We start from the raw sequence: 25,109 nt of genomic DNA on the forward strand, positions 1-25,109 counted from the left end.
GGATGTAGTAAAGGTGTCGTGAAGCCTTGATGAGAGGCTGAAGTAACCAACACGATACCGGGTTGTGATTGTATCAACCAAAGTATTTAAGTGATCGAAAGATGACTTGGAATACGGCACAAATGCGAGAACTCAACCTGTAATGAGCGTTTCAAGCGCGAGCTTGAGACACACTCGTTATAGGGTCAAGCGAACAAGTGCATGTGGTGGATGCCTTGGCGATCACAGGCGATGAAGGACGCGGTAGCCTGCGAAAAGCTTCGGGGAGCTGGCAAACGAGCTTTGATCCGGAGATGTCCGAATGGGGAAACCCGGCCCGTATGGGTCATCCCTTGCTGAATACATAGGCAAGGGAAGCGAACGCGGCGAACTGAAACATCTAAGTAGCTGCAGGAACAGAAATCAACCGAGATTCCCAGAGTAGTGGCGAACGAAATGGGAAGAGCCTTGTACTCTTTAGCAGCATTGTTAGCAGAACGGGATGGAAAGCCCGGCCATAGCAGGTGATAGCCCTGTATGCGAAAACAGCGTTGTGGAACTAGGTGTACGACAAGTAGGGCGGGACACGTGAAATCCTGTCTGAAGATGGGGGGACCATCCTCCAAGGCTAAATACTCGTGATCGACCGATAGTGAACCAGTACCGTGAGGGAAAGGCGAAAAGAACCCCGGGAGGGGAGTGAAATAGATCCTGAAACCGCATGCATACAAACAGTCGGAGCCTGGAAACGGGTGACGGCGTACCTTTTGTATAATGGGTCAGCGACTTACATTCAGTGGCAAGCTTAACCGATTAGGGCAGGCGTAGCGAAAGCGAGTCCGAACAGGGCGTTCAGTCGCTGGGTGTAGACCCGAAACCAGATGATCTATCCATGGCCAGGTTGAAGGTGCGGTAACACGTACTGGAGGACCGAACCCACTAGTGTTGAAAAACTAGGGGATGAGCTGTGGATAGGGGTGAAAGGCTAAACAAATCTGGAAATAGCTGGTTCTCTCCGAAAACTATTTAGGTAGTGCCTCGTGTCTCACCTTCGGGGGTAGAGCACTGTCATGGTTGGGGGGTCTATTGCTGATTACCCCGCCATAGCAAACTCCGAATACCGAAGAGTGCAATCACGGGAGACAGACATCGGGTGCTAACGTCCGGTGTCAAGAGGGAAACAACCCAGACCGCCAGCTAAGGTCCCAAAGATTGGCTAAGTGGGAAACGAAGTGGGAAGGCTAAAACAGTCAGGAGGTTGGCTTAGAAGCAGCCACCCTTTAAAGAAAGCGTAATAGCTCACTGATCGAGTCGTCCTGCGCGGAAGATGTAACGGGGCTAAGCCAGTCACCGAAGCTGCGGACGCACGCAAGTGCGTGGTAGGAGAGCGTTCTGTAAGCCTGTGAAGGTGTCTTGTAAAGGATGCTGGAGGTATCAGAAGTGCGAATGCTGACATGAGTAGCGATAAAGGGGGTGAAAGGCCCCCTCGCCGTAAGCCCAAGGTTTCCTACGCAACGTTCATCGGCGTAGGGTGAGTCGGCCCCTAAGGCGAGGCAGAGATGCGTAGCTGATGGGAAGCAGGTTAATATTCCTGCACCGTCGTATGATGCGATGGGGGGACGGATCGCGGAAGGTTGTCCGGGTGTTGGAAGTCCCGGTCCCTGCAGTGGAGAAGGCGCTTAGGCAAATCCGGGCGCAGGATTCAAGGCTGTGGGGCGAGCGACCATGCGTCGCGAAGCAATCGGAAGTGGTTCCAAGAAAAGCCTCTAAGCTTCAGTCATACGAGACCGTACCGCAAACCGACACAGGTGGGCGAGATGAGTATTCTAAGGCGCTTGAGAGAACTCGGGAGAAGGAACTCGGCAAATTGGTACCGTAACTTCGGGATAAGGTACGCCCTGGTAGCTTGACTGGCCTGCGCCAGAAGGGTGAAGGGGTTGCAATAAACTGGTGGCTGCGACTGTTTAATAAAAACACAGCACTCTGCAAACACGAAAGTGGACGTATAGGGTGTGACGCCTGCCCGGTGCCGGAAGATTAAATGATGGGGTGCAAGCTCTTGATTGAAGTCCCGGTAAACGGCGGCCGTAACTATAACGGTCCTAAGGTAGCGAAATTCCTTGTCGGGTAAGTTCCGACCTGCACGAATGGCGTAACGATGGCCACACTGTCTCCTCCCGAGACTCAGCGAAGTTGAAGTGTTTGTGATGATGCAATCTCCCCGCGGCTAGACGGAAAGACCCCATGAACCTTTACTGTAGCTTTGCATTGGACTTTGAACCGATCTGTGTAGGATAGGTGGGAGGCTTTGAAACCGGGACGCTAGTTCCGGTGGAGCCGTCCTTGAAATACCACCCTGGTTTGTTTGAGGTTCTAACCTTGGCCCGTGAATCCGGGTCGGGGACAGTGCATGGTAGGCAGTTTGACTGGGGCGGTCTCCTCCCAAAGTGTAACGGAGGAGTTCGAAGGTACGCTTGGTACGGTCGGACATCGTACCTAAAGTGCAATGGCAAAAGCGTGCTTAACTGCGAGACCGACAAGTCGAGCAGGTGCGAAAGCAGGACATAGTGATCCGGTGGTTCTGTATGGAAGGGCCATCGCTCAACGGATAAAAGGTACTCTGGGGATAACAGGCTGATACCGCCCAAGAGTTCATATCGACGGCGGTGTTTGGCACCTCGATGTCGGCTCATCTCATCCTGGGGCTGTAGCCGGTCCCAAGGGTATGGCTGTTCGCCATTTAAAGAGGTACGTGAGCTGGGTTTAAAACGTCGTGAGACAGTTTGGTCCCTATCTGCCGTGGGCGTTGGAATCTTGACGGGGGCTGCTCCTAGTACGAGAGGACCGGAGTGGACGTACCGCTGGTGTACCTGTTGTCTCGCCAGAGGCATCGCAGGGTAGCTATGTACGGAAGAGATAACCGCTGAAAGCATCTAAGCGGGAAACTCGCCTGAAGATGAGGATTCCCTGGAGGCTTGACCTCCTTGAAGGGTCGTTCGAGACCAGGACGTTGATAGGCTGGGTGTGGAAGCGCAGTAATGCGTTAAGCTAACCAGTACTAATTGCCCGTAAGGCTTGATCCTATAACCAGTGTGTTTCACTGGTTGACGTATCGCGTGTGCCCAGAACGGTGCCGATACCTCACAACCAAGACTACATCCCTATTCGCTGCGACGGCTCAACCCCGGCGCAGCAACCCCTTATGCCTGGTGACCATAGCGAGTCGGAACCACCCCTTCCCATCCCGAACAGGACCGTGAAACGACTTTGCGCCGATGATAGTGCGGACTACCCGTGTGAAAGTAGGTCATCGCCAGGCTCTCCCTCCCGCAAAACCCCTCGACAGCAAACGCTGCGAGGGGTTTTGTCTTTGCGGCGCGCCGGAATGCTCCATGCCGCCCATCCCAGTGCGCGGCGGCGCGCCTCGAACCGGCGAGGGCGGCTAAGATACGGGCTCCCGGTGCCCGGTCGGGCCCGTTTCCTACGTTCCGCAGTGCAGACTCATGTCCGATTCACACGCCCCCAGCATCCCCCACGCCCTGGAGAATCCCTATCTCGAGTCCCTGGCAGTCGCGATTGTCGACTGGCAGCCTGACCTCGTCCGCCTGTCCTTCACCCCGCAGGCGAGCCATCTCAACAATACCGGCGTGGTGCAGGGCGGCATCCTGGCCACGCTGCTCGATGCGGCCGCCGGCTATGCCGGCCTGTTCCCGGAGAACGGACAGCGGCGCGCGGCGACCACGATCTCGCTGAACGTCAACTACGTCGCCTCGGCCCGGCTCGAGCCCATGCAGGTGGTGGGCCGGCGCGTGGGCGGCGGGCGGCGGGTCTTCTTCTCCAATGCGGAACTGACGGACGGGCAGGGCACGCTGATCGCCACCGCCCAGGCTTCCTTCCGCCGCAAGGATCCGGTGACGGCCGCTTGATCCTGGCGCGTGTTCCGGTGCGGCCGCACCGGCGCATGTCATCGCTTCGTCCGCAATGGTGAAACAATCCGTCCGGATGGTATGATCGCGCGCTATGACCGAAGCCCACCGCAGAAAGAAGCAGCCGGACGTGCTGCGCCCGCAGTTGCTGCAGTCGGCCGCGCAACTGGCCCTGGAAGCCGGCCTGCGCGCCGTCACCCTGGATGCCGTCGCCTCCCGCGCCGGTGTCAGCAAGGGTGGCTTGCAGCACCATTTCCCCAGCAAGCAGGCCCTGTTGGACGCGCTCTTCGACGAGGCCGTCGACACCTTCAGCCAGGATGTGGCCACCGCCAGCGAGGCCGATGCCGAGCCCGCCGGCCGAGCCGCTCGCGCCTATATCCACGCCACCCTGCATGACGCGGCGCAGGCCGCCACGGCCAGCTATCTGCACTTGCTGCTGGCGCTGATGCTGACCGACGCCGACACCCGCGAGCGCTGGCTGCCGCGCATCGCCGAGATCACGCGCCCCGATCCCTTGCCGGACGCCCAGGCGGCGCAGCTGATGATCTGCCGGCTGGCGGCAGACGGGCTGTGGCTGTCGGACCTGCTCGGCAACCAGTCGATGCCGCCGTCGCTGCGCGCCGAAGTGCTGCGCCAGCTCGACGGGATGACGCGGGGAGGGCAGCAATGAGCGCGACCCTGGAACTGGCGCGTGAGCCGGTGCGCGGGCCGGCGAGCGCAGGCCATGGCGGCGAGGCGCGCGCCGAAGCCCGCCTGGACGCGGCCATCGACGCCGGGCGCGAAGCCCTGCTGGGCCATCAGCAAGACGACGGACACTGGTGTTTCGAACTGGAATCCGATGCCACCATCACGGCCGAGTACATCCTGATGATGCACTTCGCCGATGAAATCGACACCGACCTGCAGGCACGCATGGCGGTCTACCTGCGCGCCATCCAGCGCCGTGACCGCCACGGCGGCTGGGACCAGTACCACGATGGCGCGCTCGACATTTCGTGCAGCGTCAAGGCCTATTTCGCCTTGAAGGCGGCCGGCGATGCCGCCGACGCGCCGCACATGGTGCAGGCGCGCGAGGCGATCCTCGCCGCCGGCGGGGCGGCGCGCGCCAACGTCTTCACGCGCATCCTGCTGGCCACCTTCGAGCAGGTGCCCTGGCGCGCCACTCCCTTCGTGCCGGTCGAGCTGATCCTGTTCCCCCGCTGGATGCCCGTGCACCTCGACAAGATGGCCTACTGGGCGCGCTCGACCCTGGTGCCGCTGACGGTGCTGTGCTCCATGCGGGCCAAGGCCGCCAATCCGCACCGTGTCAGCATCCGCGAGCTGTTCGTCACGCCGCCGGAGGAGGAGCGCCGCTATTTTTCGACCCAGGGGCTGGTGCGCAAGGCTTTCCTGGTGGTCGACCGGCTGGCCCGCTGCATCGAGCCGATGATCCCCGCCGGGCTGCGGCGGCGCGCCATCGAGCGCGCGCAGGCCTGGTGCGTCGAGCGCATGAACGGCGAGGACGGCCTCGGCGGCATTTTCCCGCCCATGGTGTACTGGTACGAGATGATGGTGCTGCTCGGCATCCCGAAGTCGGACCCGCGGCGCGCCACCTGCCTGGCGGCCATCCGCAAGCTGGTGGTGCACCGCCCCGACGGCATGGCCTATTGCCAGCCTTGCCTGTCGCCGGTATGGGATACCGCGTGGAGCATCATGGCCCTGCAGCACGCCGGCGGCGGCGAGCGTACCCGCGATGCCATCCAGCGCGCCTACGACTGGCTGGCGCAACGGCAGGTGCAGGACCTGCGCGGCGACTGGGCCGACCACGTCCCGGCCACGGTGCAGCCGGGCGGCTGGGCCTTCCAGTACGCCAACCCGTACTACCCGGACATCGACGACAGCGCGGTGGTCGCCGCCATGCTGGCGGTGCACGGCCGGCGCCTGGGCCAGCCCGAGCGCTATGCGCAACAGGTGGAGCGCGCGGTGGAGTGGATGGTCGGCCTGCAGTCGCGCAACGGTGGCTTCGGCGCCTTCGACGCCAACTGCGACCGGGAGTACCTGAACCGCATTCCCTTCGCCGACCACGGTGCCCTGCTGGACCCCCCCACCGAGGACGTGTCCGGCCGCGTGCTGCTGGCCCTCGGCCTGAGCGGGGAGCGCGCCCGCCATGCCGACGCGGTGGCGCGCTGCGTCGACTACCTGCGCCGGACCCAGCGCGCCGACGGATCCTGGTGGGGCCGCTGGGGCACCAACTACCTGTATGGCACCTGGAGCGTACTGGCGGGCCTGGCCCTGGTTGGCGAGGACGTGCGCCAGCCCTATATCCGCAAGGCCGTGGACTGGCTGTTGCGCGTGCAGAACGCCGACGGCGGCTGGGGCGAGACCAACGACACCTACTTCGCCCCGCATCTGGCGGGGACCAACGGCGGCGAGAGCACGCCCAATTGCACGGCCTGGGCGCTGCTGGCCCTGTTCGCCGTGGGCGAGGCGCATGCGCCGGCCGCGCGGCGCGGCATCGATTACCTGCTCGGCTGCCAGCAGAAGGGCGGGCTGTGGTGGCACCCCTCGCACAACGCGCCGGGCTTCCCGCGCATCTACTACCTGAAGTACCACGGCTACACCGCCTACTTCCCGCTGTGGGCGCTGACGCGCTACCGGCAACTGGTGAAGCCTGTGCTGCCGCGCGCGGCGCACTGAGGCGCGCTGAGGCGACTTAGGGGGGGCGGTACGGACTTGTCAGGGCCTGTACCGTCGGCGCAACGGTGTGGCGCCGGCGCCGCGCCGAAGCGGCCGGCTGCGGCAGAATAGGCGGGTACCGGCAGGGCCCGCCACCAGGGTTCGCCGGCGTGTCGTCGCCATTCCCCACCCTGGAGCCGCCGCCCACCATGCCTGCCTGCCCCCGCATCGCCCCAGCCACTTCCCGCCGCGCGCCGGCCCTCGCCGCGCTCGCCATGCTTGCCGTGCTCGTGCCCGCGGCGCAGGCGCAGAACATCCCGCTGGCGCCGGTCTCGCCGGCCGTGGAGAAGACCTACACCACCCTGAGCGCGGCGCCGCTGCTCAAGCAGGTGCTGGCGGACGTCAAGGCGGACGACGCGCGCACGTTGCGCGAATTGACCACCCTGACCGAGATCCCGGCGCCGCCGTTCAAGGAGCACGCGCGTGCCGAGTATTTCCTGTCGCGCCTGAAGGCACTCGGGCTGGCCGATGCCCGCATCGACGCCGAAGGCAATGTGATCGGGGTGCGCAAGGGCGTCGGCAACGGCCCCAGGCTGCTGATCTCGGCCCATCTCGACACGGTCTTTCCCGCCGGCACGGACGTCACCGTCAAGCCGCGCGACGGCAGGCTCTATGCGCCCGGCGTCTCGGATGACACGCGCGGCCTGGCCGTGCTGCTGTCCTGGCTCAAGGTGCTCAACGACAACCATGTCCGCACCGTGGGAGATCTGGTCTTCGTCGGCAACGTCGGCGAAGAAGAGCTGGGCAACCTGCGCGGCATGAAAGCGGTCTTCCGCGACTACCGCGACCTGGATGGCATGGTCGGTCTCGAGCCGGGCGAGGGCGGCCGCGTGCTGACGCTGGGCACCGGCAGCCACCGCTACGAGGTCACCTTCCGCGGCCCGGGCGGGCACAGCTTCGGTGCCTTCGGCCTGCCCAGCGCCATCCACGCGATGGGCCGCGCCATCGCCCGCATCGATGACGTGCGGCCGCCCGAGGATCCCAAGACCACCTTCACGGTCGGCACGGTCGGCGGCGGCACCTCGGTCAACGCCATCGCCGGCGACGCCCAGATGCGCATCGATATCCGCTCGAACGGCATGAACGCGCTGCTCGAGACCGAGAAGCAGATCATGGCCGCCATCGCGGCCGGCGTGGCCGACGAGAACCAGCGCTGGCAACCCGGCAAGGCCTCGGACCGGATCACCGTCCAGACGCGCCTGATCGGCGACCGCCCGGCCGGGCACACGCCCGCGGACGCCGTCATCGTGCAGGCGGCGGTGCGTGCCATCCAGGGCAGCGGAAAGTTCGAGCCGACGCTGCGCGGCGGCAGCACCGATGCCAACGTGCCGATGTCGCTCGGCATCCCTGCCATCATCCTCGGCAGCGGCGGCAAGAGCGGTGGCGCGCATTCGCGCGACGAGTGGTTCGACCCGGCCCGGGCCTGGGAAGGCGCGCAGGTCGCCCTGACCACCGTGTTGTCCCTGGTCGGCGTGGAAGGGGTGAGCGAACCGCTGCTGGCCCGTCGGGCGGCGCGCTGAACGTTTGGGGCGATGCCTGCGGGCACGCCCCTCCGCTGCAGCATCGCTGCATTGTCTTGCTCTTGCGCCTGGCCGGTTGAAGCGGTGCAAATGACAACAAAGGAAAATTCAATACGGGGGGCGGTGGCGCCGTAGCAGAATGGCGCACGGATGTGCCAGGCAGCCCTTGGGGGCCGCCGGCGCTTCCGCACGGCCGGGCCTGGTGCGGCCGGCTGCCCGCCAATCCGCCAGGGCTGGCATCAGGGTGGATGGCGCCATCACGGAAAAGCCAAGAGGAGATCGACATGATCCTGCGACAACTGCCCATTGCCGGCCTGGTACTGGCCGCGGCATTGGCCTGTGCCAATGCGGGCGCGCAACAGCCGGCCGCACCCGCGGCGCCCGCGCCTGGTGCCGGCGCTCCACCGCCGCCCCAGCAACCGATGACGGCAAAGGAAGCCAAGGCAAAGTTCGCCGAACGTTTCAAGGCGGCCGATGCCAATCACGACGGCAAGCTGACGCGGGAAGAGGCCCAGGCCGGCATGCCGGATGTCTACGAGCATTTCGACCAGATCGACCGCAAGAAGCGTGGCTACGTCACCCGGCGCCAGATCGGCCAGTGGTGGGCGCTGCAAACCAAGGAGCAGGCCAAGCGGAAGGATCCTGGCAGCCTGAACTGAGGCTGTCGCCGGGGAGGGCGCGCCCGCGCGGAGCGCGGCGCCTTCCCGCGCCGGCGGCGCCCGTTGATGCCGCCAGAGGGGCTGCATCGCCTTTGAGCTTGCGTGATATCGCCGAGAACCTGCGGCATGAGCAGCGCAAGGTGATCCGATGCAACCTCTTGGATGCGAATAAGGCCATCCTCTACAAGGTCCAGTGGAGGGGCCCGTCGCCACCGAACATCAACCGCTGCGCGAAGTCGTTGAACAGCTCGCTCTTATTTGTCGCGGCATGAATCGTGTGGGAGCGCTATCTGCCTGCAACAGCGGTCGATTCATCGGGCTGCCAGCCACCGCCTAGCGCCTTGAATGCCGCGACGGCGGCCCGCGCCGATTCCGTTTGGGCCTGAGCTTGCGCGTCGGACGCGCGCAACAGGCTGTCATCCGCTTGCAGGACTTCGATCAAGCTGACGACGCCTTTCTGGTAGGCGGCGAACGAAGCGTTTCGCGCGCGGCCGAACGAATCCACGCCTTGCGCGAGCGTGACCGCCTGCTCCTCGCGCTTGACCAAAGCCGAGAAGGCGTCCTCCACGTCTTCCGTGGCGCGTAGCACGGCGAGCCGGTACGCGGCGAGCATTTCCGCTTCTTGTCCTTTGGCCTGAGCGATTTGTGCGTCGATACGGCCGAAGTCGAACAGGCGCCAGCGCAGGCCGAGGGCGCCGACGAATTGACTGGCCCCGCCGCCGAACAGACTGCCGGCGCCCACCGATGTGGCGCTGCCCAGCAGGCCACTGAACGAGAATTTCGGGTAGTACTCCGCAATGGCGACACCGATGCGCGCGTTGGAAGCCGCCAGGCGTCGCTCGGCAACGATGAGGTCAGGGCGTCGCCTCAGCAATTCGCCGGGCGATGCGCCGATCGCAATGCGAGGAGCAGCCGGGATGTCGCCGCCTTGTGCAAGCTCCTCCCGGTGGGTGCCCGGCAGCGAGCCGAGCATCACATCCAGCGCGTTCATCGCTGCATCGAGCCCGACCTCGATCGGTGGGATGGAAGCGCGAACCTGAGCGAGCGCGCCTTCGGCCTGCCGGACTTGAAGCTCGGCCGCGAGTCCCTTGCCATACAGCCGGTTGATGGTGGAGAGCAACTCCTCTTGCGTCTGCACCTGGTGGCGGGCCACCTTCAAGCGCGTCTGTAAGCCGCGGATGGTGATGTAGATATCGGCGGTCTGTGCGGCCACGGCCAGCCGTGTGGCAACTGCACCCGCCTGTGAGGCCTGGTAGTCGGCAAGCGCCGCCTCGCGGCCACGACGCAGGCCGCCGAATACATCCAACTCCCAGCTTGCATTGAGATCGGCCTCAAAAGCATTGCCGTAACGGTCGAAGCCCGGCCGAGCATTCAAGACGCGCCCCAAAGGGGTTTCAACGGACTGGTGCGCGCGCGCGGCCTGGCCTGCGACATTGCCGGAGGGCAGCAATGCGGCATTGGCAGCGCCAAGGCCCGCTCGGGCTTGCGTGACGCGGGCGAAGGCCTGTGCAAGGTCCAGGTTCTGCTCCAGTGCGAGTTGTACGAACCGCGTGAGCAGTGGGTCACTGAAGCCGGCCCACCATGCGGGCAGGTCGGCTGCGGTGTTGGCCACCCGCTGCTCGACCGCCGCCTGGCCCTGGAATCGCTCGGGAAGCGGCATATCGGGTTTCACATAGTCCGGGCCGACGGCGCACCCGGATGCCAGGCTAGCAACGCAGAGGGCGGCAAGGGAAAGCTTTGGCGACATGAGGGCGTCTTCCATCGAAATTTCTGTGACTATAGTACAAATTGGTCACTCGTTGTCCAATAATCGCGACTCGCGTAAGCTGGAGCCCATGAAGACCACCCCTTACCCCGTTTCCGCCCGCGGCCCGGCGGACCACGACGTGCGAGACCAGATCGTCGCGGCCGCCACCGAGCACTTCCGCCGCTACGGCTACGAGAAGACCGCCGTGTCCGATCTGGCCAAGGCCATCGGTTTTTCGAAGGCGTACATCTATAAGTTCTTCGAGTCCAAGCAGGCCATTGGCGAGATGATCTGCGCCAACTGCCTGCGCGAGATCGAGGCCGACGTGAAGGCCGCCATGGCGGAGGCCGACTCTCCGCCAGAGAGGCTGCGGCGTCTGTTCAAAGCCATGACCGAGGCCAGCCTTCGGCTGTTTTCCCACGACCGCAAGCTGTACGAGATCGCAGCCTCGGCAGCAACCGAGCGCTGGCAGGCCGTGCTCGCCTATGAAGAGCGCATCCAGACGTTGCTGCGCGATGTGCTGCAGGAGGGCCGGGAGAGCGGAGACTTCGAGCGCAAGACGCCGTTGGACGAGGCGACCAAGGCGATCTACCTGGTCATGCGCCCGTACATGAATCCTTTGTTCTTGCAGCACAGCTTTGATTACACGGAAAGCGCGCCCGGACTGCTTTCCAGCCTCGTGCTTCGAAGTCTTTCCCCTTGAGGCGTTTTCTTTCTAAGTGACCATTGACTAAAACAGTCACTAGAACCAAAATGAAAGCCACGATCATCTCGTCGATGGGGCTTTCATGCTGTCGCGTCGCTTCGTTACCTCTACCGCTGTTCTTGCCGTTGTTCTTGCCGTTGTTCTTGCGATACCGCTCGCACTGAGCGCTTGCGGCGCAAAGGCCCCTGCAGACCCGCGCACCGAGGCACCGCTGGTGCGTGCCACGGTCGTCCAGGCAGCGGGATCCGTCTCGCGTTCATTCACGGGAGTCGTCGCTGCCCGGGTGCAGAGCGACCTCGGCTTCCGTGTTTCTGGCAAGGTGCTGGAACGCCTTGTCGATGCGGGACAAACCGTTAAGCGCGGGCAGCCGCTCATGCGTATCGATCCGGTCGATCTGAAGCTCGCCGCGCATGCGCAGCAAGAAGCCGTGAGCGCTGCACGAGCGCGTGCGCAACAGACGGCGGAGGACGAGGCCCGTTACCGCGACCTGCGCGGAACGGGTGCAATCTCCGCCTCCGCCTATGACCAGGCAAAGGCTGCGGCGGACGCGGCCAAAGCCCAGTTGAGCGCGGCGCAAGCGCAGGCCGATGTGGCGCGTAACGCCAGCCGCTACGCAGAGCTGGTCGCGGATGGCGACGGCGTCGTGGTGGAAACGCTGGCCGAGCCCGGCCAGGTCGTGAACGCGGGGCAGACTGTTGTGCGCCTGGCCCACGCGGGCCGTCGCGAGGCGGTCATTCAGTTGCCGGAAACATTGCGGCCGGCGATCGGCTCTGTCGCACAAGCCGCAATATTCGGAAAAGACGGCACCAGCGTGCCGGCGCAACTGCGGCAGTTGTCGGACGCTGCAGATCGGCTTACCCGCACCTTCGAAGCGCGCTATGTGCTGAGCGGGGAACTGGCCAATGCGCCGCTGGGCGCCACGGTGACGATCCAGGTTGCCGATGCACTCACCACCGCCCAAGGCAATCTGCAGGTGCCGTTGGGTGCGCTGTTCGATGCAGGCAAGGGTTCGGGCGTGTGGGTGATCCAGGGAGATCCCGCCAAGGTGACGTGGCGATCCGTCACCATCGTCCGCCTGGGTGATGAAGGTGCCCGGGTGGCAGGCCAGGTCAAGCAGGGGGACCGGATCGTCGCGCTTGGTGCGCAGCTGCTGCGTGAGGGCCAGCAAGTCCGCCTGGCGGGCCAGGACGCCGGCACTGCCATCGCGGGGGTGCGCCCGTGAACCAAGGCCGCTTCAGCCGCTTCAACCTCTCCGCGCTGGCGGTGCGCGAGCGCGCCGTCACATTATTCCTTATCTGCCTGATCTCTCTGGCGGGGCTCATTTCCTTCTTCAAGCTGGGGCGCGCGGAGGACCCGGCGTTCACGGTCAAGGTGATGACGATCATCACCGCGTGGCCGGGCGCTACCGCGCAGGAGATGCAGGACCAGGTGGCCGAGAAGCTTGAAAAGCGCATGCAGGAGTTGCGCTGGTACGACCGTACGGAAACGTACACGCGGCCGGGCCTGGCGTTCACCACGCTGACCCTGCTCGACAGCACGCCGCCGTCGGAGGTCCAGGAGGAGTTCTATCAAGCGCGCAAGAAAGTCAGCGACGAGGTGGCCAACCTGCCGCCCGGCGTGATCGGGCCGATGGTCAACGACGAATATGCGGACGTGACGTTTGCGCTGTTTGCGCTGAAGGCGCAGGGTGAGCCGCAACGCGCTCTTGTCCGCGACGCGGAGACGCTGCGCCAGCGCTTGCTGCATGTGCCCGGCGTGAAGAAGGTCAACATCATCGGCGAGCAGTCGGAGCGCATCTACGTCGAGTTTTCGCATGACCGGCTGGCGACGCTGGGCGTGAGTCCGCAAGAGGTGTTTGCCGCGCTCAACAGCCAGAATGCCCTCACGGCAGCCGGTTCGGTCGAGACGAAAGGGCCGCAGGTATTCGTTCGCCTGGATGGCGCGTTCGACGAACTGCAGAAGATCCGCGATACGCCGGTTGTATCGCAAGGCCGCACGTTGAAGCTGTCGGACATCGCCACAGTCAAGCGCGGTTATGAAGATCCGGCCACGTTCATGGTGCGCAATGGCGGTCAACCGGCCTTGCTGCTGGGCATCGTCATGCGCGAAGGCTGGAACGGGCTGGACCTGGGCAAGACGCTTGACAAGGAGGTCGGCGCCATCAACGCAGGTATGCCGCTCGGCATGAGCCTGACCAAGGTGACGGACCAGGCGGTCAACATCAGTGCTGCGGTCGATGAGTTCATGCTCAAGTTCTTCGCCGCGCTACTGGTGGTGATGCTGGTGAGCTTCGTCAGCATGGGCTGGCGTGCAGGCCTGGTGGTGGCCGCGGCTGTGCCGCTGACACTGGCGGTCGTCTTCGTGGTGATGGCCGCCACCGGCAGGAACTTCGACCGCATCACGCTCGGATCCCTGATCCTGGCGCTGGGCCTGCTGGTCGATGACGCCATCATCGCCATTGAAATGATGGTGGTGAAGATGGAAGAGGGCTACAGCCGTGTCGCCGCTTCGGCCTATGCGTGGAGCCATACTGCGGCGCCCATGCTATCGGGCACGCTGGTGACCGCCGTCGGCTTCATGCCCAATGGCTTTGCGCGATCCACCGCCGGTGAATACACCAGCAACATGTTCTGGATCGTCGGCATTGCGTTGATCGCATCCTGGGTGGTCGCGGTGGTGTTCACGCCTTACCTGGGAGTGAAGATGCTGCCCGAATTCAGGACGGTCGAAGGCGGCCATGATGCGATTTACGACACGCCCCGCTACAACCGCTTCCGTCGATTGCTCGGACGCGTGATTGCACGCAAATGGTTGGTCGCGGGTTCGGTGGTGGGCCTGTTCGCCTTGGCCATCGCGGGCATGGCGGTGGTCAAGAAACAGTTTTTCCCGATTTCGGATCGACCTGAAGTCCTGGTCGAGGTGCAGATGCCGTACGGCACGTCGATCCACCAGACCAGCATGGCCGCCGCAAAGCTGGAAGCCTGGCTCGCCAAACAGAAGGAAGCCAAGATCGTGACGGCTTATGTTGGCCAGGGTGCGCCCCGTTTCTATCTCGCGATGGGGCCGGAATTGCCCGATCCGTCGTTCGCCAAGATCGTGATCCGCACGAACAGCCAGGAAGAGCGCGACGCATTGAAGCAGCGCCTGCGCCAGGCCGTTGCCGATGGTCTTACCCCCGAGGCGCGCGTGCGTGTCACGCAACTGGTGTTTGGCCCGTATTCGCCGTTCCCGGTCGCTTACCGCGTGACCGGCCCGGACGTAGAGACCTTGCGCCGCATCGCGGCGGATGTCCGGCAGGTGATGGACGCCAGCCCGATGATGCGCACGGTCAACACTGACTGGGGGATGCGCGTCCCCACGCTGCACTTCACCTTGCAGCAGGACCGCCTACAGGCCGTTGGGCTGACCTCCAGCGCCGTTGCACAACAATTGCAGTTTCTGCTCAACGGCATCCCGGTGACGGCGGTGCGCGAGGACATCCGCACCGTCCAGGTGATCGCGCGCGCGGCCGGAGACGTCCGACTGGATCCGGCCAGGATTGGCGACCTGACGCTGGCTGGTGCCAACGGGCAGCGCATTCCACTCTCGCAGGCGGGCAAGATCGAGGTGCGCATGGAAGAGCCGATCGTCCGCCGGCGCGACCGCATGCCGACGATCACAGTCCGCGGCGACATTGCAGAGGACCTGCAGCCGCCCGATGTGTCGGCGGCCATCAGCAAGCAGCTTCAGCCGATCATCGAGAAACTGCCCAGCGGCTACCGCATCGAACAGGCGGGCTCTATCGAAGAATCGGGGAAGGCGACAAAGGCCATGCTGCCGCTTTTCCCGATCATGCTGGCCGTCACGTTGCTGATCCTCATCTTCCAGGTGCGTTCCATTCCGGCGATGGTGATGGTGTTCCTGACCAGCCCCCTCGGCTTGATTGGCGTGGTGCCAATGCTCATTCTGTTCGGGCAACCGTTCGGCATTAACGCCCTGGTGGGTTTGATTGCGTTGTCGGGCATCTTGATGCGCAACACGTTGATCCTGATCGGGCAGATCCAGCACAACAAAGACGAAGGGTTGGACCCGTTCAGGGCAGTGGTGGAAGCCACAGTCCAGCGTGCGCGGCCGGTGATACTGACGGCGTTGGCCGCCATCCTGGCCTTCATTCCGCTGACGCATTCGGTGTTCTGGGGGGCGCTGGCTTACACGCTCATCGGCGGGACGTTTGCCGGAACGATCCTGACCCTGGGATTCCTGCCGGCGATGTACGCCATCTGGTTCAGGATCCGGCCCACGAGCACAGCCGATGCTCGGCACGAGCGGCAACAGGCGGCAGGGCTCGCGAGACAACCGGCAGCTGAGTCATCTTGAGTTGCGAGGCCATGTTTTCGTCACATGGCCTTACTGAGCGATATTGCAGCCTGCACAACTGGTCATTGTTTTGCTCGAATGAGACGTCGAGGCAGGGCAAGGCGAAGGGGGGGTGTCTTTCTATTGCTTTTCTATTGCTTTTCTATTGCCAAAGCGATGTAAGCGCGTTTCGCAATTCGCAAAATCGGAACTGGTAGCCGTCCTGCAACAGGAGTGTCGGGATGACCTCCGTGCTGCCTAGCAACAAGGCCGACTGTTCGCCAAGCGCCAGGTGGAACAACGCGGCGGGCAAGCGTAGGAGGACCGGCCGTCGCAGCACGCATGCTGCCGTCCGCACGAACTCGGCCTGGCTGCAGGCGCTGGGTGCGGTCAGGTTATAGACCGACGCCTCGCCGCCCCGGCCACCATGGCGGCACGCGATCCACTCGAGCGCACCGAGCACATCGGCGATGTGCACCCAACTCTGCATCTGCGTCCCGTTCCCGATCACCGCCCCCAGTCCCACCTGCAAGGCCCGACGCATGGCCGGCAATGCGCCGCCGTGGCCCAGAACAATGCCAAGTCTCACGCAGACCGTGTCGACGCCCAGCGCGCAGGCCGCACGCGCTGCCACTTCCCACTGCTGGCACAGCCGGGCAGCGTAGTCGCTGCCCGGCGCGCTGGTCTCGTCGAGACGACCCGGCGCGGCGGCGCCATAGTAGCCGATTGCCGAAGCACTCACCATCAGCCGAGGGCGCTGCTGTCGTGTCGCCAGCCAGGCCACCAGTTGCTGTGTCAGGCCGATGCGGCTGTCTTCCAGCACGCGCTTGCGGCCCGCCGTCCAGCGCGGGCCCAGGATGGGGGCTCCGGCCAGGTTGATCACCACGTCGAAGACAGCGTCCGCCGGCAGCGCCTGCAGGCTGGCCGTAAGACGCGCGCCCGCAGGCAATCGCCGCGCCGCGCCGGCGGGTTGACGCGACAACACGGTGACGGCGTGGCCTCCCATCAGCAGGCGGGATACCAGTGCGCGCCCGATAAAGCCGCTGCCGCCGGTGACGAGGAAGCGCTGCGCAGCGGTTCCCGCATCGCATGCGGCCCGCGCACCTGGGGCAATCGAATAAGCGGTCATAGTCTGATCAAGTCGTGGTTACCCAGGAGAGTCGGCTTGCACAACACGCGATAAGCGTCCGCGTCAGACGCCGCGGGGGCGACCCGGCGCGGCCCCTCCGTGCGGACGTGGTCGGTCTCATGGCCCGGCCGACCCAGCTGAAGCATCGGGCGCACGCCGGCGCTCATGCGCCACGACGAGCGTCGTTCTTGCGAGGTGCGGCGCATGAAGGCGTCCACGTCATCGAGCACTGGTGCCAAGGCGCGCAATGGTGCTGCAAGCGCTCCGACCATCAAAGCGTGGACCAGCGCATCGTGCTTCTCCTCGGGCGATCTGCTTTGGGTGGGTGAAAACTATCTGGTAAATATTGCTACTGTGTAGTAACTTTACTTCCGAGATAGTATTCAGGCAACCGGTCATTGGGGCTCAAGTGCCACGACCACGCGCTTTGCAGGTCGATCACGATGGCAGAAGTGCACAGAAATCCATGCGAGTCGCAAGCGAGTAACCGAAATCGTCACCTTCCTGTAGCTATGACACTGGCCACCCCGCTTCCCTTGGATCTCCGTCAAGTGCCCTCGGCTGGACGGTTGCTGCTGAACCTACTGCGACGCATCGTCGCTGGCAGCCTTGTGCTGGTGACCCCTCATGGCGAGAGTATTCGTCTCGGTGAGCCTGGGGCCTTGCCAAGTGCCGAACTGCATATCCACGACTGGCGTGCCTGCGCGCGTATTCTCGCCAGTGGCGATGTGGGGTTCGCCGAGGCGCTGCGGGAGCGTTGGGTCGACTGCCACGACCTGACCAGCCTGCTGCGGCTGGCCCTGGTCAACCGTGCCGCCCTGGATCCGGCCATCTTCGGCAGCGGGCTGGCGCGACTGTGGCTGCGCCTGCGTCACCTGCTGCGACGCAACAGCCGGGCCGGCAGCCGGCGCAATATCCAGGCCCACTACGATCTCGGCAACGCTTTTTACCGGCTCTGGCTGGACGCGGGGATGACCTATTCCAGCGCGCTGTTCGACGGTGACTTCAGCCTGTCCCTCGATCTCGCCCAGCAAGCCAAGTACCGCCGCATCTGGGAGCGGGTGGGCGGGCGCGCCGGCATGCATGTGCTGGAGATCGGTTGCGGCTGGGGGGGCTTCATGGAATTGGCCGCCAATGAAGGTGCCTCGGTGCTCGGCATCACGCTCTCCGGGCAGCAGCACGACTTCGCGCGCGAGCGCCTGGCGGCATGGGCCGGGGCCGAGGTGGCGCTGCGCGACTATCGCGAGGTGTCGGGCGAGTACGATGCCATCGTCTCGATCGAAATGTTCGAAGCAGTCGGCGAGGCCTATTGGCCGGCCTATTTCGGCACGCTGCAGCGCTGCCTGCGCCTCGGCGGGCGCGCAATGGTGCAGTCGATCACCATCGATGAGGCGCAGTTCGAGCGCTACCGCGCCGGTTCTGACTTCATCCAGCAGTTCATCTTCCCGGGCGGTATGCTGCCGAGCCGCGAACGATTCGCCACCGCCGCGCAGCGGCATGGGCTGCGCGTCGTCGAGCGCCACGATTTCGGGCGCGACTACGCCGAGACGCTGCGCCGCTGGCGCGCCAGGTTCGAGGCTGCGCAGGAACAGGTGCTGGCGCAGGGCTTCGACGAGGCCTTCCTGCGTATCTGGCGTCTCTACCTGTGCTACTGCGAAGCCGGCTTCGACGAGGGTCGCATCGGGGTGTCGCAATTCCTGCTGGAGCGCAGCTGACCATGGCGCCGGCAGACTTGCTAATGCTGGCAGCCGAAGGGCTTGCCTTGGTGTTCCTCGGGGCTTGGCTGTGGCAATTGCGCACCGGCAATGCCGGCATGGTCGATCCGCTCTGGGCCCTGTCGCTGGGGGCGCTCGCGCCGCTGTATGCGGCGTTGGCCGGCGGCGCGCCACTATCCCGGTTGCTGGTTGCCATTGGTGGTGGTTTGTGGGGCTTAAGGCTCGGCTTGCACTTGTGGCGGCGCAATGCCGGCAAACCGGAGGACGCGCGCTACCGCAAGCTGCGCGAGGACTGGGGAGACAGCGTTCAGCCGAAGTTGCTGGGGCTGTTTCTTCTTCAAGGCATCATCTCCCTGGCCTTATCTGTTGCGTTCCTTTTTCCGTGCTTGCGCGACCATTCGCCCGGGGCAGCGACCGTGCTGGCGTTTATCGTTTTATGGCTGATTGCCGTCATCGGGGAGAGCGTGGCCGATAGCCAGTTGCGGCGCTTCGCGTCGCAGCCGGAGAACCGTGGAGAAGTCTGCCGCGTCGGCCTCTGGCAATGGTCGCGCCACCCTAATTACTTCTTCGAGTGCCTGCACTGGGTGGCCTATGTGCCGCTCGCGCTGGGCACGCCGTGGGGGTGGCTGACAGCGCTGGCCCCTGTGCTGATGGGCGCGCTGCTCTGGTACGTGTCCGGCATTCCGCTGCTGGAAGCACACCTGCTGGCAACCCGCTCGGGCTATGCCGACTACATGCGCACCACCAGCGCCCTGGTTCCCTGGCCACCGCGCCACCCAACGCAAGAGAGGAAAGCATGAGCATCCTGACCCCGACTTTGTCCCCCCGTGTCGCACCGGAACCTGGAGAGCACTGGCTGCTCAAGGCCTCCGAGCGGGGCTGGTTACCGGATTGGCTGATCCGTTTTGGAATGCGCCAACTGATGCGGCAGCGCTTGATCGAAGAGGGGCAGGACGACGGCGAATTCCGCTCGGATCGTACGCGTCGACTGCTCGACGAGCTGCGCCAGGGTCCGATCGCGATTGCCACCGAGATGGCCAACCAGCAGCACTACGAGTTGCCGCCGGCCTTCTTTGCCGCGCATCTGGGGCCAAACCTGAAGTATTCCTGCTGTCTCTACCCGTCTGGAGCCGAGTCCTTGCAGGTCGCAGAGGAGGCGATGTTCCAATGCTATGCGGAGCGCGCCAAGCTGGCAGATCGACAGACCATCCTTGACCTGGGCTGCGGCTGGGGTTCGCTGTCGCTGTGGATGGCCAAGCGCTATCCGCGTGCGACCATTGTCGCGCTGTCGAACTCGCACGGCCAGCGGCAATGGATCGAAGCGCGCGCGGCCGAACTGGGCTTGGGCAACCTGACCGTGCATACCGGCGACATCGTGGAATTTGATTTCCCTGACATGCCGTCGGGCGGGCGTTTCGACCGGGTGGTCTCGATCGAAATGTTCGAGCACATGAAGAGCTACGGCAGCCTGCTGGCCAAGGTGGCGCGCTGGATGAAGGCGGATGCGATGTTGTTCGTGCACATGTTCGCCCACCGCACGCTGGCTTATCACTTCGAGGTACGCGACGCGACGGACTGGATGAGCCGCCATTTCTTCACCGGCGGTACCATGCCGTCGGAAGCGCTCCTGCTGCATTTTCAGGACGACCTGCGTGTGGAGCGCCAATGGTGGCTGAGCGGCGAGCATTACGCACGCACCGCCGGGCACTGGCTGGCCGGCCTTGACGCGGCGCGCGGCCAACTGATGCCAATCCTGGCGCAGGCCTACGGCGAGGCCGGGGCACCGCTCTGGTTTCAGCGCTGGCGCATGTTCTACATGGCCGTGGCCGAGTTGTTCGGCTATGGCGGCGGCAACGAGTGGGGGGTGGTCCACTATCGCTTCGTCAAGCGCTGAGGCGGGTGCACTGATCTTCCGGTGTGCCGGTGCCGTCGCAGCGGGCAGCCGCATGGACCAGCAGCGGCAGGGCCAGGGCCCAGCCAGCGGCCAGCACCGCCAGCGCGTGCACGGGATCGGGAAACGTGGCGGCGCCCAGCGCGACGCCGGCACGGAACGACAGCGGCCCGGCCACGGCGCCGAGCAGGGCCGCCAGCCATGGCCGGCCAAGCAGCCAGGAAAAGAGGACATTCAATTGCAACGCGAGCAATATCCACAAGCCGACCAGCCAGAGCGGCGCGCCGCCCGGCAGCGTGATGACGTGTGCGTATTGGACGAGCCCCAGACGGACGAGAGTCGTTTCCCAGAATGCGCCGCCCAGCGCTACGCCGGCGAGCAGGCACGCCTCGCGGCCCGGCCGAGGCACCTGCCACAGGTGGAGTGCCAGAACCGTGAGCGTGAAGGCCGGGCCCAGCCACGCCGCACCGTGCGCGGCGCCGAGCACCGCGGCGAACCAGCCGGCCTCGCCGAGCAGGGCGTAAGCAAGCCGGCGAGAGGTGGTGTGACGCATGCTGATTCCCGGTCAGCCCGCTGGAGACGGGCAATCCGACTTGGCGCCGTGGCGATGACGCTGGCGCTCGTCGCCGCCTGCGGTGCATCCCCACCCAACCAGAACCCGCGTGCGGAACTGCCGCTGAAGACGGTGCCGGTCGACCTGCCACGCTATATGGGCAAGTGGTATGTCATCGCCAACATCCCTTACTTCGGCGAGCGCGGCAATGTGGCCAGCTATGCCGAGTGGGTGCTGCGCGATGACGGCCGTATCGATGACCACTATGTCTACCGGCCCGGCAGCTTCGATGCGCCGGCCAAACGCATGACCTTTCTCGATACGCCAGTGCCCGGCTCGGGCGGTGGCGAATGGCGCGTGCGGCTGTTCTGGCCGGTGACCGTGCAGCAGCTCACCCTCTACGTGGATCCAGACTACCAGGTCACGCTGCTCGGCTATCCAGGCAAGAGCCTGGGCTGGGTGTTTGCGCGCCGGCCGGACATGGACGACGGTACGTATCAGGCGCTGCTGCGGCGGCTTGACGAGATGGGCTACGATATCTCGCGCTTCCGTCGCGTTCCGCAATTCCCGTCGCAGCTGGGCCAGCCGGGCTTCCAGTCGCCGGGCGACAAGGAGTGAGTGCGCAATGGCGTCGCGTCGGGTCGCGCAACGCCACTGACAAAGGGGAAGCGGGATGCGATGGCTTGTCATCGGACTGGCGGCGCTGTGGTTAGGGTCGGCCTGGGGCCGTTGCGAGGACGGCCCGCCACCGCTGCGCCTGCACGGTGAGGGGCAACTCTGCCTTCTGGGATTCTGCCTGTACGACGCTCGCCTGTGGACCGCTCGACCCGGATTCAGCTATGAAGCGCCGTTCGCGCTCGACATCGTCTACCGACGCAGTATTCCTCGCGCGCGCATGATCGATACCGCGCTCGACGAGATCCGGCGCCTCAGCGATCCACCGCCGCCGGAGGTCACCCTCGAACGCTGGCGTGCGGCCATGATGCCGGCTTTCATCGACACGCGGCCGGGCGACGCCATCTGCGGCGTCTATCTGCCTGGCCGGGGCGTACGCTTCTACGTCAACGGTAGCGCCAGCGCGGAAATTGATGACCCCGTCTTCGCGCGGGCTTTCTTCGATATCTGGCTGTCTCCCGCGACCCGGGCCGGCAGCTTGCGGGAGCGCTTGCTCGGCGGCCGATGAAGGAGTTCCGCATGTGGCGTCTGCCTGGTAAGGGCTGTTGCGGGGGCAGGTGGAGGCGTTCGCGATCGCTATTTTCAATCCACTGCGCAAGCCACGATGCTCAGGTCGAAGGCGGTTCACGAGAGGCGGCATGAGATGCTGCGTTCGCCTGCGTCGTGCCGCCAGCGGTCGCTACAGCCGCCTCCGGCGGGCGGCTGCCGTAGAACGGCACCTTGCGCCGCCACAGCCGCAAGGCCTGCCAGTGGATGCGCACGATCACCGCGAGCGCCATCCATGGTTGGCGACACAGCGCGCCCAACACCGGGCCAGCGGTGAAGGGGAGCAGGCGGCCGCCGATGGCGGTGCGGATCAGCGGGCCGTCAGCGTCGTGGTAAGTGATGCCTACGAAAGCGGTATCGGGCGTGGTGCGCACGCGGAACTGGTAGCCACCCTCGACGCGGCAGAAGGGCGATACGTGCAGCACTTTGCGGCAATGGAGGACGGTGGCGGGCTCGATGGGGCCGCCGTCGGGCGCCGCCAGCAGGTAGGCGTGGTGCTCGCCGAAGGTGTTGTTGACCTCGGCCAGCAGGGCACGCAGGTCGCCGGAGCGGTCGTGGCATAGCCAGAAACTGACGGGATTGAAGGCATACCCGAGTACGCGCGGGAAGGTCTGCAGCCAGATCTCGCCGTCGGCGGCCAGGCCGGCCTCGCGCAGGCGGGCGCGCATCCAGGGCGCCAGTTCGCTGCCGTCGCGCGGGCCGTAGTCGCGCCTCCGCAGGCTCAGCAGGCGAAGACGGTCGACGCCGAACCACCAGCGCCGCAGGTGCGGCAGGGCATCGAGGTTCAGGCGCAGGCAGAACACCGGGTAGACAAAGCGATGGCGCACTGGGCGCAGGCGCTCGTGCATCACGTCGGCGCGCAAGAGTTGCGCATCGCTGCCGCCCGCGCCCGGCATGTGGCTCATGGCTTGCCCCAGGCCGGCAGGACGTCGAAGTCGGTCGCCACGCGCAGCGCCGAGCGCAGGCCATCCTCGTGGAAGCCGTAGCCGGTCCAGGCGCCCGCGAACCAGGTACGCCGCCGTCCCTGCAGCGCTGGCAGGCGGGCCTGCGCTGCCACCGCGGTCAGGTCTAAGAGTGGATGCTGATAGACGAAGCGGCGCAACTCGCTGCCGGGCGCTGGCGCCACGATCGGGTTCAAGGTCACCACCACCGGCTGGCGGAAGGGCAGGCGCTGGAGCTGGTTGAGCAGGTAGCTGACGCAGACCGGCCGCTGCCCGGCGTCGTCCCGGCCGCCGACGTAGTTCCACGCGGACCAGGCGCGGCGCCGGCGCGGCAGCAGCGCGGCATCGGTATGCAACACGGCGATGTTGCGCTGGTAGCGCACGGCGTCAAGCACTTCGCGCTCGGCGCCGTCGGCGTCCTGCAGCAGCGCGGCGCTGATCGGGGCATGCGTGGCCAGCACCACGGCATCGAAGCGCTCCATGCCGGCATCCGTGCAGAGGTCGACACCGTCGGCGTCACGTCGCACGGTCCGCACCGGCGTGCGCAGGCGCACATCGTCCAGTGTGGCGGCAATGCGGCGCACGTACTCGCGGGAGCCGCCGGCCACGGTCTGCCATTGCGGCCGGCCGTTGACCTGCAGCAGGGCATGGTTGAGGCAGAAACGCAGGAAGGTGGCGGCGGGAAAGCGCAGGATGTCCGCCGGCGCGCTCGACCAGATAGCTGCCGCCATCGGCAGCAGGTAGTGCTGCCGGAAGGGCTGTCCGTAGTTGCCGGCCACCAGCAGTTGCTCGACCGAGCAGCCGTCGCGCAGGCTCACCTTCAAGTGCTGCTCGGCAGCACGGTTGAAGCGCAGGATATCGCGCAGCATGCCGAGGAATCTGGGCGAGAAGGCATTGCTGCGCTGGGCGAATACGGTATTCAGGTTGCTGCCTGCCCACTCCAGGCGGCCCTGGTCGAGCGATACCGAGAAGGACATGTCGCTCGGGTGCGTCTGCACGCCCAGTTCGGCGAACAGTGCGAGCAGGTTGGGATAGGTGCGCTCGTTGAAGACCAGGAAGCCGGTATCGACGGGATGCGTGCGGCCGTCCAGTGTGATATCGGCGGTGTTGGCATGGCCACCCAGGTAGTCGCCTGCCTCGAACAGTGTGACGGCATGGCGGCGCGCCAGCAGGTAGGCGCTGGCGAGGCCGGCGATGCCGGCACCCACCACCGCGATACGCCGCCCGCGCGGATACGTGCCAGGTGCGCCACTCATCGGCAGCCCCAGGCGCTCGTTCCTGGTATGCCACGAAGCTTGGGCGTAACTTTTACAGTTCTTCTCATGGTCTCGCCGGATTGAGTGCTAAGATAAAACTACCGCTTTGGAAGAAAGATTACTACATAGTAGCGAGATTTACTAATGAGTATTTTTGGCAGGCTCAGCTTCAAGGATCAAGCTTTCAAGCTCCGCGAGGACGCCATTCTCGATGCCGCCACGCGCACCTTGGCGGCCAAGGGCTTCGACCTGATGACGATGGACGACGTGGCGGCCGAGGTCGGCATCTCCAAGCCCAGCCTCTACAAGCACTTCAAGTCCAAAGAGGATCTGGTGGGCGAGGTGATGGTGAGGCTGGTGGACGGCGCCTTGGAGCAACTCGAGGCGCAGCCGGCCGGCCTGACACCGGCTGGCCGTCTGCGTGCGCTTCTGGAGTGGGCGCTGCGCGTGCGCCTGGGTGGCGGGCTGCCCTTCCTGCCATCGACCAGCCCGCATGTGCGCGCCATGCTGACGCGCAACCTGCGCTATGTGACGCGCGTGCTCAAGCTCAACAAGCAGTTGGAGGGACTGGTGGACGAGGCACGCCGCAACGGCGAGTTCAATGCCGACCTGCCCACCGATGTCATCCTGTTCAGCTACTACGCGCGCAGCTGCGATCCGGCTGTGGAGTACCTGCAGCTCTACAGCAAGATGGATACGGACGCCATTGTCGAATCGATGCTCAAGGTATGCTTTGATGGCCTTTGCACTGCTTCCGGGCACCGGTAGCACAAGTGAATCGGCGCTTTACGATTCAACCTTCGTCTTCGCTGCGCA

The 25,109-nt window shown here is 64.9% G+C and carries 19 protein-coding genes and 2 rRNA genes; 16 read left to right on the top strand and 5 right to left on the bottom strand.

The window, feature by feature from the left end:
- The first annotated feature begins 183 nt into the window (after positions 1-183).
- The 7 genes from BKK79_RS01775 (at position 184) to BKK79_RS01805 (ending at position 8,799) form a co-directional block, all read left to right on the top strand.
- Positions 184-3,062 (top strand): 23S ribosomal RNA (locus BKK79_RS01775).
- Positions 3,063-3,184: 122 nt separating this feature from the next.
- Positions 3,185-3,298, top strand: a 5S ribosomal RNA gene (rrf, locus tag BKK79_RS01780).
- A gap of 184 nt (positions 3,299-3,482) precedes the next feature.
- A complete protein-coding gene (locus BKK79_RS01785) occupies positions 3,483-3,905 on the top strand; it encodes a PaaI family thioesterase (protein ID WP_071036935.1) in 423 nt (140 codons plus the stop codon).
- 94 nt (positions 3,906-3,999) lie between these two features.
- Positions 4,000-4,575 (top strand): TetR/AcrR family transcriptional regulator, encoded by a 576-nt coding sequence (locus tag BKK79_RS01790; protein WP_071012753.1) that lies wholly within the window; start codon positions 4,000-4,002, stop codon positions 4,573-4,575.
- A complete protein-coding gene (gene shc, locus BKK79_RS01795) occupies positions 4,572-6,581 on the top strand; it encodes a squalene--hopene cyclase (RefSeq protein ID WP_084084404.1) in 2,010 nt (669 codons plus the stop codon). The genes BKK79_RS01790 and shc overlap by 4 nt, the downstream gene beginning before the upstream one ends.
- Positions 6,582-6,769: 188 nt before the next feature.
- A complete protein-coding gene (locus BKK79_RS01800; protein WP_071036936.1) occupies positions 6,770-8,140 on the top strand; it encodes a M20/M25/M40 family metallo-hydrolase in 1,371 nt (456 codons plus the stop codon).
- A gap of 284 nt (positions 8,141-8,424) precedes the next feature.
- On the top strand, positions 8,425-8,799 hold the full coding sequence (locus BKK79_RS01805) for a calcium-binding protein (RefSeq protein WP_071012749.1): 375 nt from the start codon (positions 8,425-8,427) through the stop codon (positions 8,797-8,799).
- 286 nt (positions 8,800-9,085) lie between these two features.
- On the opposite strand, the gene BKK79_RS01810 is transcribed toward BKK79_RS01805, so the two are convergent.
- Positions 9,086-10,546 (bottom strand): efflux transporter outer membrane subunit, encoded by a 1,461-nt coding sequence (locus BKK79_RS01810; RefSeq protein ID WP_071016340.1) that lies wholly within the window; start codon positions 10,544-10,546, stop codon positions 9,086-9,088.
- Positions 10,547-10,634: 88 nt separating this feature from the next.
- On the opposite strand from BKK79_RS01810, the gene BKK79_RS01815 reads away from it, so the two are divergent.
- From BKK79_RS01815 to BKK79_RS01825, 3 genes are all read left to right on the top strand, one after another.
- Positions 10,635-11,249, top strand: a complete 615-nt coding sequence (locus tag BKK79_RS01815; RefSeq protein ID WP_071036937.1) for a TetR/AcrR family transcriptional regulator — start codon at positions 10,635-10,637, stop codon at positions 11,247-11,249.
- A gap of 85 nt (positions 11,250-11,334) precedes the next feature.
- Positions 11,335-12,474 carry an efflux RND transporter periplasmic adaptor subunit gene (locus BKK79_RS01820; protein ID WP_071036938.1) on the top strand — a complete coding sequence of 380 codons (1,140 nt, stop codon included), beginning with the start codon at positions 11,335-11,337 and terminating at the stop codon, positions 12,472-12,474.
- The gene (locus tag BKK79_RS01825; RefSeq protein ID WP_071036939.1) at positions 12,471-15,608 is read left to right on the top strand and encodes an efflux RND transporter permease subunit; all 3,138 of its coding nucleotides are present in this window, start codon (positions 12,471-12,473) and stop codon (positions 15,606-15,608) included. Before BKK79_RS01820 ends, BKK79_RS01825 begins: the two co-directional genes overlap by 4 nt.
- Before the next feature lie 142 nt (positions 15,609-15,750).
- On the opposite strand, the gene BKK79_RS01830 is transcribed toward BKK79_RS01825, so the two are convergent.
- Positions 15,751-16,716 (bottom strand): TIGR01777 family oxidoreductase, encoded by a 966-nt coding sequence (locus BKK79_RS01830; RefSeq protein WP_084084406.1) that lies wholly within the window; start codon positions 16,714-16,716, stop codon positions 15,751-15,753.
- A gap of 512 nt (positions 16,717-17,228) precedes the next feature.
- On the opposite strand from BKK79_RS01830, the gene BKK79_RS01840 reads away from it, so the two are divergent.
- The 3 genes from BKK79_RS01840 to BKK79_RS01850 are packed head-to-tail and all read left to right on the top strand — an operon-like array spanning position 17,229 to position 20,325.
- Complete coding sequence (locus BKK79_RS01840; protein WP_071036941.1) at positions 17,229-18,431, top strand: SAM-dependent methyltransferase; 1,203 nt, start codon at positions 17,229-17,231, stop codon at positions 18,429-18,431.
- A gap of 23 nt (positions 18,432-18,454) precedes the next feature.
- A complete protein-coding gene (locus tag BKK79_RS01845; protein ID WP_231907903.1) occupies positions 18,455-19,231 on the top strand; it encodes a DUF1295 domain-containing protein in 777 nt (258 codons plus the stop codon).
- Positions 19,228-20,325 carry an SAM-dependent methyltransferase gene (locus BKK79_RS01850; protein WP_071036942.1) on the top strand — a complete coding sequence of 366 codons (1,098 nt, stop codon included), beginning with the start codon at positions 19,228-19,230 and terminating at the stop codon, positions 20,323-20,325. The genes BKK79_RS01845 and BKK79_RS01850 overlap by 4 nt, the downstream gene beginning before the upstream one ends.
- Here BKK79_RS01850 and BKK79_RS01855 read toward each other — a convergent pair.
- A complete protein-coding gene (locus tag BKK79_RS01855; RefSeq protein WP_071036943.1) occupies positions 20,315-20,875 on the bottom strand; it encodes a DUF2878 domain-containing protein in 561 nt (186 codons plus the stop codon). The genes BKK79_RS01850 and BKK79_RS01855 overlap by 11 nt on opposite strands.
- A gap of 54 nt (positions 20,876-20,929) precedes the next feature.
- On the opposite strand from BKK79_RS01855, the gene BKK79_RS01860 reads away from it, so the two are divergent.
- Both BKK79_RS01860 and BKK79_RS01865 read left to right on the top strand, forming a co-directional pair.
- Complete coding sequence (locus BKK79_RS01860; RefSeq protein WP_198173301.1) at positions 20,930-21,493, top strand: lipocalin family protein; 564 nt, start codon at positions 20,930-20,932, stop codon at positions 21,491-21,493.
- A 55-nt stretch (positions 21,494-21,548) separates the two neighbouring features.
- Entirely contained in the window at positions 21,549-22,058 is a 510-nt protein-coding gene (locus BKK79_RS01865; protein ID WP_156811590.1) for a chalcone isomerase family protein, read from the top strand.
- Between the two features lie 100 nt (positions 22,059-22,158).
- Here BKK79_RS01865 and BKK79_RS01870 read toward each other — a convergent pair whose 3' ends face one another.
- Together BKK79_RS01870 and BKK79_RS01875 are read right to left on the bottom strand one after the other, a co-directional pair.
- Positions 22,159-23,001 (bottom strand): DUF1365 domain-containing protein, encoded by an 843-nt coding sequence (locus tag BKK79_RS01870; RefSeq protein ID WP_071012732.1) that lies wholly within the window; start codon positions 22,999-23,001, stop codon positions 22,159-22,161.
- Positions 22,998-24,293, bottom strand: coding sequence for an NAD(P)/FAD-dependent oxidoreductase (locus tag BKK79_RS01875; RefSeq protein WP_071023253.1), 1,296 nt, complete (start codon positions 24,291-24,293; stop codon positions 22,998-23,000). The genes BKK79_RS01870 and BKK79_RS01875 overlap by 4 nt, the downstream gene beginning before the upstream one ends.
- Before the next feature lie 144 nt (positions 24,294-24,437).
- Here BKK79_RS01875 and BKK79_RS01880 point away from each other — a divergent pair, with 144 nt between their 5' ends.
- Positions 24,438-25,061 carry a TetR/AcrR family transcriptional regulator gene (locus tag BKK79_RS01880; RefSeq protein ID WP_071036944.1) on the top strand — a complete coding sequence of 208 codons (624 nt, stop codon included), beginning with the start codon at positions 24,438-24,440 and terminating at the stop codon, positions 25,059-25,061.
- The last annotated feature ends 48 nt before the right edge of the window (positions 25,062-25,109 follow it).

Origin of the sequence: Cupriavidus sp. USMAA2-4 (genome assembly GCF_001854305.1) — a bacterium.
GTDB lineage: Bacteria > Pseudomonadota > Gammaproteobacteria > Burkholderiales > Burkholderiaceae > Cupriavidus > Cupriavidus malaysiensis.

What these genes read in the sequence shown, in the direction of transcription:
- BKK79_RS01810 (WP_071016340.1), bottom strand. Translation starts at nt 10,546, where the DNA reads ATGTCGCCAAAGCTTTCCCTTGCCGCCCTCTGCGTTGCTAGCCTGGCA.
- BKK79_RS01855 (WP_071036943.1), bottom strand. Translation starts at nt 20,875, where the DNA reads ATGCGTCACACCACCTCTCGCCGGCTTGCTTACGCCCTGCTCGGCGAG.
- BKK79_RS01840 (WP_071036941.1), top strand. Translation starts at nt 17,229, where the DNA reads ATGACACTGGCCACCCCGCTTCCCTTGGATCTCCGTCAAGTGCCCTCG.
- BKK79_RS01785 (WP_071036935.1), top strand. Translation starts at nt 3,483, where the DNA reads ATGTCCGATTCACACGCCCCCAGCATCCCCCACGCCCTGGAGAATCCC.
- BKK79_RS01850 (WP_071036942.1), top strand. Translation starts at nt 19,228, where the DNA reads ATGAGCATCCTGACCCCGACTTTGTCCCCCCGTGTCGCACCGGAACCT.
- BKK79_RS01870 (WP_071012732.1), bottom strand. Translation starts at nt 23,001, where the DNA reads ATGAGCCACATGCCGGGCGCGGGCGGCAGCGATGCGCAACTCTTGCGC.
- BKK79_RS01875 (WP_071023253.1), bottom strand. Translation starts at nt 24,293, where the DNA reads ATGAGTGGCGCACCTGGCACGTATCCGCGCGGGCGGCGTATCGCGGTG.
- BKK79_RS01865 (WP_156811590.1), top strand. Translation starts at nt 21,549, where the DNA reads ATGCGATGGCTTGTCATCGGACTGGCGGCGCTGTGGTTAGGGTCGGCC.
- shc (WP_084084404.1), top strand. Translation starts at nt 4,572, where the DNA reads ATGAGCGCGACCCTGGAACTGGCGCGTGAGCCGGTGCGCGGGCCGGCG.
- BKK79_RS01860 (WP_198173301.1), top strand. Translation starts at nt 20,930, where the DNA reads ATGACGCTGGCGCTCGTCGCCGCCTGCGGTGCATCCCCACCCAACCAG.
- BKK79_RS01845 (WP_231907903.1), top strand. Translation starts at nt 18,455, where the DNA reads ATGCTGGCAGCCGAAGGGCTTGCCTTGGTGTTCCTCGGGGCTTGGCTG.
- BKK79_RS01820 (WP_071036938.1), top strand. Translation starts at nt 11,335, where the DNA reads ATGCTGTCGCGTCGCTTCGTTACCTCTACCGCTGTTCTTGCCGTTGTT.
- BKK79_RS01880 (WP_071036944.1), top strand. Translation starts at nt 24,438, where the DNA reads ATGAGTATTTTTGGCAGGCTCAGCTTCAAGGATCAAGCTTTCAAGCTC.
- BKK79_RS01790 (WP_071012753.1), top strand. Translation starts at nt 4,000, where the DNA reads ATGACCGAAGCCCACCGCAGAAAGAAGCAGCCGGACGTGCTGCGCCCG.
- BKK79_RS01805 (WP_071012749.1), top strand. Translation starts at nt 8,425, where the DNA reads ATGATCCTGCGACAACTGCCCATTGCCGGCCTGGTACTGGCCGCGGCA.
- BKK79_RS01815 (WP_071036937.1), top strand. Translation starts at nt 10,635, where the DNA reads ATGAAGACCACCCCTTACCCCGTTTCCGCCCGCGGCCCGGCGGACCAC.
- BKK79_RS01800 (WP_071036936.1), top strand. Translation starts at nt 6,770, where the DNA reads ATGCCTGCCTGCCCCCGCATCGCCCCAGCCACTTCCCGCCGCGCGCCG.
- BKK79_RS01830 (WP_084084406.1), bottom strand. Translation starts at nt 16,716, where the DNA reads ATGACCGCTTATTCGATTGCCCCAGGTGCGCGGGCCGCATGCGATGCG.